The organism is Ornithinimicrobium cavernae, assembly GCF_003121625.1.
GTDB classification, from domain to species: Bacteria; Actinomycetota; Actinomycetes; order Actinomycetales; family Dermatophilaceae; genus Ornithinicoccus; species Ornithinicoccus cavernae.
The window spans coordinates 119828-133269 of the sequence record NZ_QDDJ01000013.1 but is presented as its reverse complement, the minus strand read 5'-3'; the positions used below and the strand labels follow the sequence as shown (position 1 = coordinate 133269).

12 protein-coding genes are annotated in these 13442 nt (G+C 71.3%); 9 read left to right on the top strand and 3 right to left on the bottom strand.

The genetic code is table 11. The features are described 5' to 3' along the window. The first annotated feature begins 35 nt into the window (after positions 1-35). From DA085_RS21885 to DA085_RS15465, 4 genes are read left to right on the top strand one after another with little or no spacing between them, the layout of a single operon-like run. Positions 36-335: a hypothetical protein gene (locus tag DA085_RS21885; RefSeq protein ID WP_272914496.1), complete on the top strand. Its 300-nt coding sequence runs from the start codon at positions 36-38 to the stop codon at positions 333-335. Beyond that, positions 278-2074: an oxidoreductase gene (locus DA085_RS15475; protein ID WP_272914495.1), complete on the top strand. Its 1797-nt coding sequence runs from the start codon at positions 278-280 to the stop codon at positions 2072-2074. The genes DA085_RS21885 and DA085_RS15475 overlap by 58 nt, the downstream gene beginning before the upstream one ends. Positions 2075-2088: 14 nt before the next feature. Beyond that, positions 2089-3408 (top strand): aromatic ring-hydroxylating oxygenase subunit alpha, encoded by a 1320-nt coding sequence (locus DA085_RS15470; protein WP_109473879.1) that lies wholly within the window; start codon positions 2089-2091, stop codon positions 3406-3408. Next, the gene (locus DA085_RS15465) at positions 3405-4466 is read left to right on the top strand and encodes an FAD-binding oxidoreductase (protein WP_109473878.1); all 1062 of its coding nucleotides are present in this window, start codon (positions 3405-3407) and stop codon (positions 4464-4466) included. Before DA085_RS15470 ends, DA085_RS15465 begins: the two co-directional genes overlap by 4 nt. 121 nt (positions 4467-4587) lie before the next feature. Here DA085_RS15465 and DA085_RS15460 read toward each other — a convergent pair whose 3' ends face one another. Further along, a complete protein-coding gene (locus DA085_RS15460; RefSeq protein WP_109473877.1) occupies positions 4588-6027 on the bottom strand; it encodes a helix-turn-helix domain-containing protein in 1440 nt (479 codons plus the stop codon). A 152-nt stretch (positions 6028-6179) separates the two neighbouring features. Between DA085_RS15460 and aceA the strand changes: the two genes are divergently transcribed. From aceA to ilvA, 3 genes are all read left to right on the top strand, one after another. Continuing rightward, positions 6180-7508: an isocitrate lyase gene (aceA, locus tag DA085_RS15455; RefSeq protein ID WP_109473876.1), complete on the top strand. Its 1329-nt coding sequence runs from the start codon at positions 6180-6182 to the stop codon at positions 7506-7508. Positions 7509-7562: 54 nt separating this feature from the next. Then, on the top strand, positions 7563-9272 hold the full coding sequence (gene aceB, locus DA085_RS15450; RefSeq protein WP_109473875.1) for a malate synthase A: 1710 nt from the start codon (positions 7563-7565) through the stop codon (positions 9270-9272). A gap of 298 nt (positions 9273-9570) precedes the next feature. Continuing rightward, positions 9571-10812 carry a threonine ammonia-lyase gene (ilvA, locus tag DA085_RS15445; protein ID WP_419866517.1) on the top strand — a complete coding sequence of 414 codons (1242 nt, stop codon included), beginning with the start codon at positions 9571-9573 and terminating at the stop codon, positions 10810-10812. A 60-nt stretch (positions 10813-10872) separates the two neighbouring features. On the opposite strand, the gene greA is transcribed toward ilvA, so the two are convergent. Both greA and DA085_RS15435 read right to left on the bottom strand, forming a co-directional pair. Beyond that, the gene (greA, locus tag DA085_RS15440) at positions 10873-11373 is read right to left on the bottom strand and encodes a transcription elongation factor GreA (protein WP_109473873.1); all 501 of its coding nucleotides are present in this window, start codon (positions 11371-11373) and stop codon (positions 10873-10875) included. Positions 11374-11596: 223 nt separating this feature from the next. Next, positions 11597-11974 (bottom strand): DUF4307 domain-containing protein, encoded by a 378-nt coding sequence (locus DA085_RS15435; protein ID WP_161958518.1) that lies wholly within the window; start codon positions 11972-11974, stop codon positions 11597-11599. A 143-nt stretch (positions 11975-12117) separates the two neighbouring features. Between DA085_RS15435 and mca the strand changes: the two genes are divergently transcribed. Then, entirely contained in the window at positions 12118-13152 is a 1035-nt protein-coding gene (gene mca / locus DA085_RS15430) for a mycothiol conjugate amidase Mca (RefSeq protein WP_109473871.1), read from the top strand. After that, the gene (locus DA085_RS15425; protein ID WP_109473870.1) at positions 13149-13418 is read left to right on the top strand and encodes a hypothetical protein; all 270 of its coding nucleotides are present in this window, start codon (positions 13149-13151) and stop codon (positions 13416-13418) included. Before mca ends, DA085_RS15425 begins: the two co-directional genes overlap by 4 nt. The last annotated feature ends 24 nt before the right edge of the window (positions 13419-13442 follow it).

Here is a 13442-nt window from a genome sequence, read left to right as displayed (position 1 = left end):
TTCCCTTCAGGAGTGAACGCCGTCACACTGGCGGTGTGGAGCACCTGGACCCGCTGCTGGAGCCGTTCCGGCTGAAGAACCTGACGCTGCGCAACCGCGTCGTCAGCACCTCGCACGAGCCGGCCTACGCGGAGGACGGTCTGCCCAAGGACCGTTACCGCCTGTACCACGTCGAGAAGGCCCGCGGCGGCGTCGGGCTCACCATGATCGGTGGCTCGGCCGTCGTGTCGCCGGACAGCCCCCGTCGTTCGGCAACCTGCTGCTCTATCGGGACGAGGTGGTCCCCTGGCTGCGCCGCCTCACGGACGACGTGCACGAGCACGGCGCCGCGGTGATGACCCAGGTGACCCACCTCGGCCGGCGCACGAGCAACTTCTCCGGCGACTGGCTCCCGCTGGTCTATCCCTCCGCCCTGCGCGAGCCGGCCCACCGCTCGTTCCCGAAGATCGCGGAGGGCTGGGACCTGGACCGGATCGTGCAGGACTACGCCGACGCCGCCGCCCGCTGTGCAGAGGCCGGTCTGGACGGCATCGAGCTGCAGCACTACGGCCACCTGCTCGACGCCTTCCTCTCCCCGGCGACCAACCAGCGCACGGACGAGTACGGCGGGAGTCTCGAGCACCGGATGGCGTTCCCGCGCAGGGTGATCCAGGCCGTGCGGAAGGCCGTGGGCGAAGACTTCGTGGTGGGGATCCGGATGTCCATGGACGAGGACCGCGCCGACGGGCTGCAGCGGGAGGAGGCCCTGGAGGCGCTGCGGCGCTACGTCGCTGACGGCATCGACTTCCTCAGCGTCATCAGGGGCACCATCGACCGGGACGCCACGCTGGCCCGGGTCATCCCGTCGATGGGGACACCCGCCGCACCGTTCCTGGACTTCGCGGGCGAGATCCGTCACGCCGTGCAGGTGCCCGTGATGCACGCCTCCCGGATCTCCGACGTGGCCACGGCCCGGCACGCCGTCCGGGCGGGGCTGCTCGACCTGGTCGGCATGACCCGTGCGCAGCTCGCCGACCCCTACCTCGTGGCCAAGCTCGCCGCGGGTGAGGAGGACCGCATCCGTCCCTGCGTGGGCGCGAACTACTGCCTGGACGCGATCTACGAGTCCGGTGACGCCAAGTGCCTGCACAACCCCGCGACCGGCCGCGAGGGGGAGCTGCCGCACCGCATCCGGCGCAGCACGGGTCCCCGGCGCCGGGCGGTGGTCGTGGGCGCCGGCCCCGCCGGGCTCGAGGCGGCGCGGGTGCTCGGGGAGCGGGGACACCAGGTCGTCGTGTTCGAGGCCGCGGACACCCCCGGGGGCCAGCTGCGGCTGGCCGCCTCGGCGCCGCGCCGCCGGGACCTGATCGGGATCGTCGACTGGCGGCTGGCCGAGGCCAAGCACGCCGGGGTGAAGTTCCGGTTCGGTGCCCTGGCCGAGGCCCGCGACGTCCTGGCCGAGGACCCGGACCTGGTGATCGTCGCGACCGGGGGGATGCCGAACCGCACCTTCCTCACCGAGGGCCAGGACCTGGTGCACGACACCTGGGACGTGATGGACGGCAGCGTGCGGGCCGACGGCGAGGTCCTCGTCTACGACGACAACGGGGCGGAGCCGGGGCTGGAGGCCACCGAGAAGCTCGCCCGGGCGGGAGCCCGGGTCACCTATGTGACCCCGGAGCGCACGGTGGCACCGCTCGTGGGAAGCATGAACTCACCGGCCTACCTCGCGGCCCTCGCCGAGCACGACGTCACCGTGACCCTGGCCCAGCGCCTGGTCGCCGTGCGCCGGACCGGCGGCCGACTCACCGCGCACCTCTACAGCGAGTATGCCGACCGGCACCTCGAGCAGACCGTCGACCGGGTGGTCGTCGAGCACGGCACGCTGCCCAACGACGAGCTGTACCGCGACCTCGCGCCGGGGTCGAGCAACCTCGGCGAGGTCGACTACGAGGCCCTGCTCAGCGGGCGGACCCAGGAGGTCCGGGCCGATCGAGAGGGCCGCTACCAGCTGTTCCGCATCGGCGACGCCGTCGCGAGCCGCAACGTCCACGCCGCCATCTACGACGCCCTGCGTCTGTGTCACACCGCCTGAGGAGGAGTTCACCCATGACTGCAGTTGATGAGACCCTCACGTCTCCGGGAACCACCGCCGCACCGGCGCCGGAGCCCACCCGGCCGGCTGTCGGCATACCGGATCCTGCGGCGCTGGTGGCCCGGCACAGGCCGGGCCATGCCCTCGAGGGGCCGTTCTACACCAGTCCCGAGATCTTCGACCTGGACATCGAGGCGGTCTTCGCCAGGCACTGGACCTTCGTGGCCACCGAGCCGCAGATCCCCGAGCCGGGAGACTTCGTCACCGTGGAGCTGGGCCGCTACTCGGTCATCGTGCTGCGCGACGACGACGGGGAGGTCCGCGCGCTGCACAACGTGTGCCGACACCGTGGCTCCCGGGTGCTCCACGAGGAGCGCGGGTCCGTGGGCAACCTGGTGTGCGGCTACCACCAGTGGACCTACGCGACCGACGGTCGGCTGCTGCACGCCGGCCAGCAGCCCCCGGACTTCGACAAGAGCTGTTTCGGGCTCCGGCAGGTAGCGGTCCGCGTCGTGGAGGGGCTGATCCTCATCTGTCCGTCGCCGACGCCGCCGACCGACATCGACGACGTCGTGGACCGGCTCCGGCCCTATCTGGCACCGCACGCGCTGGCGCACACCAAGGTGGCGGCACAGGTGGACCTGGTGGAGCACGGCAACTGGAAGCTCGTCATGGAGAACAACCGGGAGTGCTACCACTGCGAGGCCGGCCATCCCGAGCTGACCTGCACGTTCTTCCCCACCTACGGCTATGCGCTGGACGAGATCCCGCCCCGGCTGATGCCGGCCCACGCGCGCTACCTCAAGGCCGAGGCCGACCTGGCCCGGGCCTGCGACGAGCGCGGTATCCCCTGTGCCGCCATCGAGGAGCTGAGCGGGCAGCCGACCGCCTTCCGGGTGCAGCGCGAGCCCCTGGACGGGGCCGGTGAGTCCTACACCCGCGACGGGAGTGCCGCCTCCCGGAAGCTGCTCGGGGACCTGGACACGGCGCGACTCGGTCGGCTGACCCTGCACGTGCAACCCAACTCCTGGTTCCACTTCCTCGCCGACCACGTGGTGACGTTCACGGCGTTCCCGCTGGCGGCGGACCGCACCCTGGTCCGGACGACCTGGCACGTGCACCGGGACGCGGTCGAGGGCACCGACTACGACCTCGACAACCTCACCGAGGTCTGGGCCAGGACCAACGAGCAGGACGCCGCCTTCGTGTCCCGGACCCAGGCCGGGGTCAGCAGCCCCGCCTACGTGCCCGGCCCCTACTCGGCGAACGAGTACCAGGTCGACCTGCTGGTCACCTGGTACCTCGAGCGGCTGCGGGAGCACCTGGGCCGATGACCGAGCTGCTGCGCCGCGTCTCCGAGCCCGCGCTGAGTGACGACTTCAGCGGGCTGCTCACCTGCGTGGGCACCACCCAGGTCACCCACGATGTCCGGAGCCTCGAGTTCGCACTGCCCGGCGCCGCCGGACTGCGCTTCGCGCCGGGGCAGTACCTCACCCTCACCGTGCCGGGAGAGGAGGGTCCCCTCGAGCGCTGCTACACGATCTCCTCGTCCCCGGCGGAGCCCCATCGGCCCACGATCACCGTGAAGCGGTCCGGCCCGGTGTCCTCCTGGCTGCACGACCACCTGCGGGTGGGTGGCACGGTGGAGGCCTCCGGCCCGTTCGGGATGTTCAGCACCACGACGCACCCGGCGGACAGGTACCTCTTCCTGTCGGCCGGCAGCGGGATCACGCCGCTCATGTCGATGACCCGTGCCCTCCGGGACCTCGGTGACGCGGCGGACATCGTCTTCGTCCACTGCGCCCGCACCCCGGACGACATCATCTTCCGCGACGAGCTGGACGAGCTGGCGGCCCGGGGCGTGGCCGCGGTCACGGTCCTGTGCCAGGAGGACTCGCCGCGCGAGACCTGGCAGGGGCCGCGTGGTCGGCTGACGCTGCCGGCACTGCTCACCGCGGCCCCGGACCTGCTCGACCGGGAGGTCTTCACCTGCGGGCCACCGGGATTCATGTCGGCCGTGAACGAGCACCTCGAGCTGGTCTCCGCGGACCCGGCGCGCTGCCACCAGGAGTCCTTCGTGCTGGACGCGGGCACCCCGCGCGCGGAGCCGGCGGCGGGGGCCGGGACGACCACACGTCAGGTCGTGTTCCGCCGCAGCGGGCGCACCATCGAGTGCGACAGCGCCACGACGGTGCTCGCGGCCGCGGCGTGGGCCGGCCTGACCGTGCCCTCCTCGTGCGGGGAGGGAGTCTGTGGCACGTGCAAGAGCCTGCTGCTCTGTGGCAGCGTGGACATGCAGCACGCGGGTGGCATCCGGCCGCGCGAGATCGACGAGGGGAAGATCCTGCTGTGCTGCTCCACCCCGCTGGAGGACCTCGAGATCGACGCATGAGGTGCCACGGCGCGGGTGGCGCCGTGGCACTGTCACAAAGGTCGGCGGCACTGTCACAAAGGTCGGCGGCACCGTCAACCAGGTCGGCGGCACCGTCAACCAGGTCGGTGGTGCGGCAGCCTCAGGCCTGCTGCTCCAGGAACTGGAGCACCTCGGTGTCGTCGACACCGGGGAAGACGCCGGGCGGCATGGCCGCCAGGAGGTGGGAGTGGACCCGGGCGCTGGGCCAGGCCATGCCGGCCCACCGCTGGGCCAGCTCGGCCGGCGGCTGCGCGCAGCAGGTGGGGTCGGGGCAGCGCGACTGTGACCGGGACGTCGTCTCGCGGCCGCGCATCCACTTCACCGAGGCATAGGGCACGCCGACGCTGACCGAGAAGGTGCCGTTGGCGGTGCGGTCCACCACGGCCGAGCACCAGTAGGTGCCGGACTTGGTGTCGGTGTACTGCTGGTAGGCGTTGGACAGGTCGGGCTGCTCGAAGACCACCCGCGCCGTCCAGTGCCGGCAGACCCGTTGTCCCTCGATGGCGCCTGTCGCGTCGCTGGGGAACCGCACGCCGTCGTTCTCGTAGGCCTTGTAGATCAGCCCGGCCTCGGAGATCCGCATGAAGTGCACCGGCAGGTCCAGGTGCCGGGTCGCCAGGTTGGTGAACCGGTGGGCCGCCGTCTCGTAGGACACCGCATACGCGTCGCGCAGGTCCTCGATGGCGATGTCCTTGGCGGCCTTGGCGCGGGTGAGCAGGTGCACGGCACTGGTCTCCGGGATGAGCAGGGCCGCGGAGAAGTAGTTGATCTCGACGCGCTGGGAGAGGAACTCCGCGTAGTCGGCAGGCACATCGTGACCCAGCACGACGTGGCCGAGGGCCTGGAGCGCCAACCAGCGCGAGTCGCTCTGCCCGGCGTCCGGCTGCGGCAGGTAGATCCGGCGGTTGGCCAGGTCAGTCACCGACCGGGTCGAGCTGGGCAGGGCCGTGGTGTGCACGAGGTGGAAGCCCAGGTGCGCCGCCAGCTTGTCGACCGCGGTGCGGGTGATCGGTCCGCCGCGGTGGTCGATCGCCCGGAGCAGTCCAGCCGCCTGGGCCTCGATCTCCGGGAAGTAGTTGTCGGCCGCCCGCATCCGGTCGCGCAGCTCGGCATTGGCCCGCCGGGCCTGCTCGGGGGTCGCCGCCCGCTCGGCCTGCACCGCGGCGAGGGCCTCGTGCATGCCGACCAGCGCCTCCAGGGCCTCGGTCGGCAGTCGCGGCCCGATCTTGACGGCGGGCACGCCGAGCGCCTCGAAGGAGTCCGCGCGCTGGGCCTTCTCCAGCGCGATCTCCAGCGCGGCCCGACGGCTCGGTGGACGCGCCTGGAGCAGGTCGGACAGGTCCGTGCCCAGGGCCTGGGCGAGGGCGGCCAACGTGGACACCTTGGCCTCGCGCTTGCCGTTCTCCAGCAGCGACAGCGCCGACCCGGAGATGCCGGCCGCGCCGGCCACGTCGTCGAGCGTCCGGCCCGAGCTCCGACGGACGTGCCGCAGCTGGCGACCGATGGTGATCGGGTCCGGAGCGCTCGCGAGATCTGTCATTGCGCCACGGTAGCGCAAGAATCGCGAAAATTGACCACCACATTCGGTGCAAAGGGGGTTGATCTTGACTCAATGATGGGTCATCGCACCAGAACGGCGCTTCTGCTGAAGGGCACCACCAGCACGCGCCCACCGACCCGAAGGGACGTCTCATGACTGTCACGCTGAACACCCCGGACGCCACCACCGAGCCCACCGACGCCCCCACGGCGATCACGTCGGCCGCCGAGGCGCTGCGCACCGAGTGGGCCGCCAACCCGCGCTGGTCCGGCATCGAGCGCACCTACTCGGCCGAGGACGTGGTGCGACTGCGGGGCAGCGTGGTGGAGGAGAACACCCTCGCCCGCCGGGGTGCGGAGAAGCTCTGGGAGCAGCTGCAGACCAAGACCTTCACCCGCGCCCTCGGTGCGCTGACCGGCAACCAGGCCGTGCAGCAGGTCCGCGCGGGGCTCGAGGCGATCTACCTCTCCGGGTGGCAGGTCGCGGCCGACGCGAACCTCGCCGGGCAGACCTACCCGGACCAGAGCCTCTACCCGGCCAACTCGGTCCCGGCCGTGGTCCGTCGCATCAACAACGCGCTGGTGCGCGCGGACCAGATCGACTGGGCCAACGGTGAGAACGGCACCGACTACCTGGTGCCGATCGTCGCCGACGCCGAGGCCGGCTTCGGCGGCCCGCTCAACGCCTTCGAGCTGATGAAGTCGATGATCGTCGCCGGCGCCGCCGGGGTGCACTGGGAGGACCAGCTCGCCTCGGAGAAGAAGTGCGGCCACCTCGGCGGCAAGGTCCTGGTGCCGACGGCGCAGCACGTCCGGACCCTCAACGCGGCCCGCCTGGCGGCCGACACGCTCGGTGTGCCGAGCCTGGTGATCGCCCGCACCGACGCGCTGGCCGCCGACCTGCTGACCAGCGACGTCGACCCCATCGACCAGGAGTTCGTCACCGGCGAGCGCACCAGCGAGGGCTTCTACCGCGTGCGCAACGGCATCGAGCCGGTGCTGGCCCGCGCCAAGGCCTACGCCCCGCACTCCGACCTGATCTGGGTCGAGACCGGCACCCCGGACCTGGGCCTGGCCCGCGAGTTCGCCACCGAGCTCCACAAGGAGTTCCCCGGCAAGATGCTCGCCTACAACTGCTCGCCATCCTTCAACTGGAAGTCGGCGCTGTCCGACAGCGAGATCGCCGCCTTCCAGGACGAGCTGGGTGCGCTGGGCTACCGGTTCCAGTTCATCACCCTGGCCGGTTTCCACGCCCTGAACCACTCGATGTTCTCCCTCGCCCACGGCTACGCCCGCACCGGGATGTCCGCCTACGTCGAGCTGCAGGAGGCCGAGTTCGCCGATGCCGAGCGCGGTTACACCGCGGTCAAGCACCAGGCCGAGGTCGGCACCGGCTACTTCGACCAGGTCTCCACCGCGATCAACCCCACCAGCGGCACCCTCGCGCTGACCGGCTCCACCGAGGCAGAGCAGTTCCACTAGACCGCCGCGGTCACCCCACACCCGGCCACACCGCATACGAGAAGGAGACCCAAGATGAGCACCACCCCACCCCGCGGCACGAACGGCGCCGTCCAGGTCCGCGGCTCCGACCACCCCCGCTTCGCGGAGATCCTCACGCCCGAGGCGCTGGACTTCGTGCGCCAGCTGGACGGCGCCTTCGCCGGGCGCCGCGCCGAGCTGCTGCAGGCGCGTCGCGAGCGCTCCCGCCAGATCGGCGCCGGCCGCGAGAGCCTGGACTTCCTGCCCCGCACCCGGCCGGTCCGGGAGGACACCACCTGGCGCGTGGCCGAGCCCGCCCCCGGCCTGACCGACCGCCGCTGCGAGATGACCGGCCCGGCCACCCGCAAGCTGACCGTCAACGCGCTCAACTCCGGCGCCCGCGTGTGGATGGCTGACCTGGAGGACGCGACCGCGCCCACGTGGTTCAACGTGATCGACGGCCAGGTCAACCTCTATGACGCGATCCGCGGCCAGCTCGACTTCACCGACGAGAACGGCAAGGAGTATGCCGTGGGGCAGCAGACCCCGACGATCGTCCTGCGTCCGCGTGGCTGGCACCTGTGCGAGAAGCACCTGTCCGTCGACGGCCGGCCGCTGCCGGCCTCGCTCGTCGACTTCGGGCTCTACTTCTTCCACAACGCCCGGGAGCTGGTCGAGCGGGGCGCCGGTCCGTACTTCTACCTGCCCAAGCTCGAGTCGCACCTGGAGGCCCGCCTCTGGAACGACGTCTTCGTCCTCGCCCAGGAGCTGCTCGGCATCCCGCGGGGCACCATCCGCGCCACGGTGCTCATCGAGACCGTGACGGCGGCCTTCGAGATGGAGGAGATCCTCTACGAGCTGCGCGAGCACTCCTCCGGTCTCAACGCGGGGCGCTGGGACTACATCTTCAGCTACATCCGCACCTTCGCGCAGCGGGGCCCGGAGTTCGTGCTGCCGGAGCGCGCCGAGGTCACCATGACGACGCCGTTCATGCGGGCCTACACCGAGCTGATGGTCCGCACCTGCCACCGCCGCGGCGCCCACGCCATCGGCGGGATGGCGGCCTTCGTGCCGGACCGCACCGACGAGGAGGCGACCCGGTCGGCGCTGCAGAAGATCCGTGCGGACAAGGAGCGCGAGGCCGGTGACGGCTTCGACGGATCCTGGGTGGCCCACCCCGCCCTGGTCCCCACCTGCACCGAGGTCTTCGACCAGGCCCTCGGCGAGCGACCCGACCAGCGTGACCGGCAGCGGCACGACGTGCGGGTGACCGCCGCCGACCTGCTCGCCGGCGTGCCGGACCCCACGGTCACCGAGGCCGGTGTGCGCACCAACATCACGGTGTCGCTGCGCTACCTGGCCGCGTGGACCTCCGGCACGGGCGCCGTGGCGATCGACAACCTCATGGAGGACGCGGCCACCGTCGAGATCTCCCGGGCCCAGCTGTGGCAGTGGATCCGCAACCGCACCCCGCTGGAGGACCTCCGCGTCGTCACCCGCCAGCTGGTCAGCGACCTGATCGAGGAGGAGGCCGGACGGTTGGTGAGCGAGCTCGGCCCCGAGGCGGCCGAGCCGCTGGCGCGGGCCCGCGAGGTGCTGACCGAGGTGGCACTGGGTGACTACCTGCCCGGGTTCTTCACGCCCTACGCCTACGTCCGTTACCTGATCGACAAGCCGCTGCGGATGAGCGGTCCGCTCGACAAGGAGGACCTGCGGATGTCCGAGCGCGTGCCCGGCGCCGGCCGTGCGGAGGACGCCGCCTGAGCAGGTCGGCGGGCGCCGGTCACCGACCGTCAGCCCGAGCCGGGTGACCACGAGGTGCGCGGTGTGATGTCCCGGACGTCGCACCGCGCACCTCTGCGCGTGGCCGGATCTCTTCTCGTAGCGTTGCCATGACGACTTGCAGCAGCTTGTGCTTCTTCGAGCTGGCTCTGTCCGGCTCGAAGAAGCACAAGCTGCTGTCAGACGCGGCTGCGGGGAGCGAGCACCACTGCGTCCGGCTGCCACGACGGACACACCTGCGCACGGCCCGGCCCCGCCCGGTCGCGACTAGGGTGACCTCGTGACAACGACGCCACCTGTATCCCCAGCCGACATCGAGGCCGCCAAGGAGCTCCTGGCCGGCGTCATGAAGCCCACCCCGATGGAGTTCAGCCAGGCGCTGAGCACCCTCGCGGGGGTCCCGGTGCACCTGAAGTGCGAGAACATGGGGCGCGCGGGGTCCTTCAAGATCCGCGGGGCCTACACCCGCATGGCCGCGCTCTCGGCGGAGGAGCGCGCCAGGGGAGTGGTGGCCGCGAGCGCCGGCAACCACGCGCAGGGCGTCGCCCTCGCAGCACAGCTGCTCGACATCGAGGCCACCGTGTTCATGCCCAACGGGGCCTCCATGCCCAAGCTGCGGGCCACCCGAGGCTACGGCGCCACGGTCGAGCAGGTCGGCACCACGATCGACGACTGCATCGAGCGGGCCCGGCAGTTCGAGCAGGAGACGGGCGCCGTGTTCATCCCGCCGTTCGACCACCCGGCCATCGTCGCCGGCCAGGGCACCTGCGGGCTGGAGATCCTCGAGCAGGTCCCGGACGTCGGCACCATCCTCGTCTGCCTCGGGGGTGGCGGGCTGCTCGCCGGCATCGCCACGGCGGTCAAGGCGGTGCGCCCCGATGTGCGGGTCATCGGGGTCCAGGCCGAGGAGGCGGCTGCCTGGCCCGGCTCGCTGGCCGCCGGTCACCCCGTGCCGGTCGAGAAGATGACGACGATGGCCGACGGCATCGCCGTGGGCCGCCCGGGCGACGTCCCGTTCGCGCTGGTGCGTGACCTCGTCGACGGCGTCGAGACGGTCGGCGAGGACGCGATCGCCCGCGCCATGCTGTTCCTGCTCGAGCGGGCCAAGCTCGTCGTGGAGCCGGCCGGTGCCGCCGCCGTGGCGCACCTGATGGACCGCGCCGCCGACGGCGGCGAGCCGCTGGGCGACCCCGACCGGCCCGTGGTGGCGGTGCTCTCCGGTGGCAACATCGACACGCTGCTGATGCTGCGGATCATCCGCACGGGGCTCGGCATCGCCGGGCGCTACCTGCAGTTCCGGGTGACGGTCCCGGACCGCCCCGGCTCCCTCTCAGGGCTGCTGGCCCTGCTCGCGCAGGAGCGTGCCAACGTCCTGGAGGTGCAGCACGGACGCACCACACCCTCCCTGCACGTGCACGAGGTGCAGATCGGGGTCACGGTCGAGACGGACGGGCACGAGCACTCCGAGCACGTCGTGCACACCCTCACCGCACACGGATACCGCCCCGTGCTGGCCGGCTGAACCGACCGCACGGGGCGGCATCTGGGGTGCTGTGCTCCGACGCCGTGCGTCGGTCGGGACTCAGGACGAGTAGGGCGTCGCGGAGATGATCTTGACCTCGAAGCTCTTGCCGTTCGGGGCCTGGTAGGTCGTGACGTCGCCCGGCACGTGGCCGACGATCGCCGCGCCCATGGGGGACTTCTCGCTGTAGACGGTCAGCGTCTCGTCGTCCCCGATGATCTCGCGGCTGCCGAGGAGGAACTTCTCCTCCTCGCCGAACATCTCGACGGTGACAACCATGCCGGGCTCGACGACGCCGTCGTCCGCCGGGGCACTGCCGATCGTGACGTTCTGGAGAAGCTGCTCGAGCTGGCGGATGCGGGCCTCCATCTTGCCCTGCTCCTCCTTGGCCGCGTGGTAGCCGCCGTTCTCCTTGAGGTCACCCTCCTCGCGGGCCTCCTCGATGCGCCGGGAGATCTCGCTCCGGCCCTCGCCCTTGAGGGTGGCCAGCTCCGCCTGCAGGCGAGCATGCGCCTCAGGCGTCAGGTAGGTAGCCGTCTGCTTGGTGGTGGTGTCGGTCACTTCAGTCACTCCTCGGGTCACGCGCCAGGGCTGGGTCACGCAGGTGCGGTCCCTGTCACGATCAAACAGTGAGGTCCGGGCAAATGGATTTGCTGAGATCTTCGTCTCAGGGGTGTCCGGCCCGGACCTTCGCGAACCCCAAGTCTAACAAGGAAACGGCTGGTGGCCATATGTCCAGGTCACGATCCGGTCACGAGTATGCCGCTCGGCCGGGGGCCGCGGATCAGCGCTGGTCGGCGTAGGAGCAGGTGTCGACGTAACCGGTCGTCGCGCGGGACACCGTGCGCAGCGACTCGATGTGGCGGGTGGGTGACTTCTCTGCCGGGGGCACCGTGACCTGCCCCGTCCCGACCCGGGCGTGGTGGGCGTCCAGCGCGTGCAGGTCGCAGACCACCGCACGGCTCGGGTCCCGACGGACGTCGAAACGGATGTCGACCTGTTCGTCGGAGACCACGTCGAAGCCGGCGTTGAACCAGTGGACCTTGCCCGCGGTCGCGGCGATCCCGAACCAGACGGCCAGCGCCGTCATCGCGGCGACACCGAGGGTGCCGACGATCCACCAGGTGCGCCTGTTCGCCGGGGGCCGGGTGGTCGTGCTCACTGGTGGTGCTCCGTCTGCTGCGGTCGGGGAGGTCTGGGGGACGGGAGGTGAGAGGATAGGTGACTGTGTCGCGCCGGGGCGCGTCACCATTGTCCGCCACACGAGAGCACGAGGAGCGCAGGGTGTCCCAGGAGCTTCGACTCATGGCCGTTCACGCCCACCCGGATGACGAGTCCAGCAAGGGGGCGGCCACCACGGCGAAGTACGTCGCCGACGGGATCCGCGTGCGCGTGGTCTCGTGCACCGGCGGGGAGCGCGGCGACATCCTCAACGACAAGCTCAAGGGCGACCCGCACATCGCCCGCGACCTGGCCCAGGTCCGGCGGGACGAGATGGCGCGGGCGGCCGAGATCCTCGGGGTGGAGCACACGTGGCTCGGCTTCGTGGACTCCGGCCTGCCGGAGGGCGACCCGCTGCCGCCGCTGCCCGAGGGCTGCTTCGCGCTGGAGCCGGTCGACGTCACCGCCGAGGCCCTGGTGCGCGTCATCCGGGAGTTCCGACCGCACGTGCTGACGACCTATGACGAGAACGGTGGCTACCCCCACCCCGACCACATCATGACCCACGTGGTGTCCATGGCGGCGTTCCGCGCGGCCGGTGACCCGGCGGCATACCCCCACGCCGGTGAGCCGTGGCAGCCCCAGAAGGTCTACTACTCCGGCTGGTCGATCAAGCGCATCCGCGCGATCCACGAGGCGATGGAGGCCGAGGGGCTGGAGTCGCCCTACAAGGACTGGATCAGCGGGATGCGCCAGCGCCCCGAGCGTGACATCCGCACGCACGTGGAGTGCGGGGAGTACTTCGCGGTGCGGGACGACGCGCTGCGGGCCCACGCGACGCAGGTCGACCCGGACGGCTTCTGGTTCCAGGTGCCGCTGGACCTGCAGCGGCGGGTGCACCCGGCCGAGGACTGGGAGCTGGCCGTCTCGCTGGTCGAGCCGACCTTCCCCGAGGACGACCTGTTCGCCGGGCTGCGGGACCTCGACCTGGAGACCGTATGCCGTCAGGCACCGGAGCGGGATGCCGACGGCGAGGTGGTGGCCGTGTACCGGACGGTGCCCCCGCCCCCGCTCGACCAGGATGCCGACGGCGTCGATGACGCACGGCAGACCGACGACCTCGAGGACGAGATCACCGAGCTCGAGGGCCACCACGACAGCGACGAGCAGGCCTCGTGAACAGCACCGGTGTCGAGATCACCGCAGGGCTGGGTGGCTTCCTGGTCGTCTTCTTCCTGGCGATCGCGCTGGTCCTGCTCGGCACCGACCTGAACCGCCGCCTGCGCAGGCTGAAGCACCAGGAGGAGCTGCGCCTGGAGGAGGAGCGCCGGGCCCGCGAGGCCGGTGGGCGGGACCCCGGCACGGACGGCGGCCCCGGTGGCGACGGCCGCCCCGGAGACGAGGGTGACGACGAGGACGAGGGCTCGGTCGAGCCGCGCCCCTGAGTCGCAGGTCGAGTCGTGCGTGCA

Bases quoted from the DNA above. Each gene is read 5' to 3' on its own strand.
- DA085_RS15470 (WP_109473879.1), top strand. From the start codon at position 2,089: ATGACTGCAGTTGATGAGACCCTCACGTCTCCGGGAACCACCGCCGCA.
- DA085_RS15465 (WP_109473878.1), top strand. From the start codon at position 3,405: ATGACCGAGCTGCTGCGCCGCGTCTCCGAGCCCGCGCTGAGTGACGAC.
- DA085_RS15460 (WP_109473877.1), bottom strand. From the start codon at position 6,027: ATGACAGATCTCGCGAGCGCTCCGGACCCGATCACCATCGGTCGCCAG.
- aceA (WP_109473876.1), top strand. From the start codon at position 6,180: ATGACTGTCACGCTGAACACCCCGGACGCCACCACCGAGCCCACCGAC.
- aceB (WP_109473875.1), top strand. From the start codon at position 7,563: ATGAGCACCACCCCACCCCGCGGCACGAACGGCGCCGTCCAGGTCCGC.
- mca (WP_109473871.1), top strand. From the start codon at position 12,118: ATGGCCGTTCACGCCCACCCGGATGACGAGTCCAGCAAGGGGGCGGCC.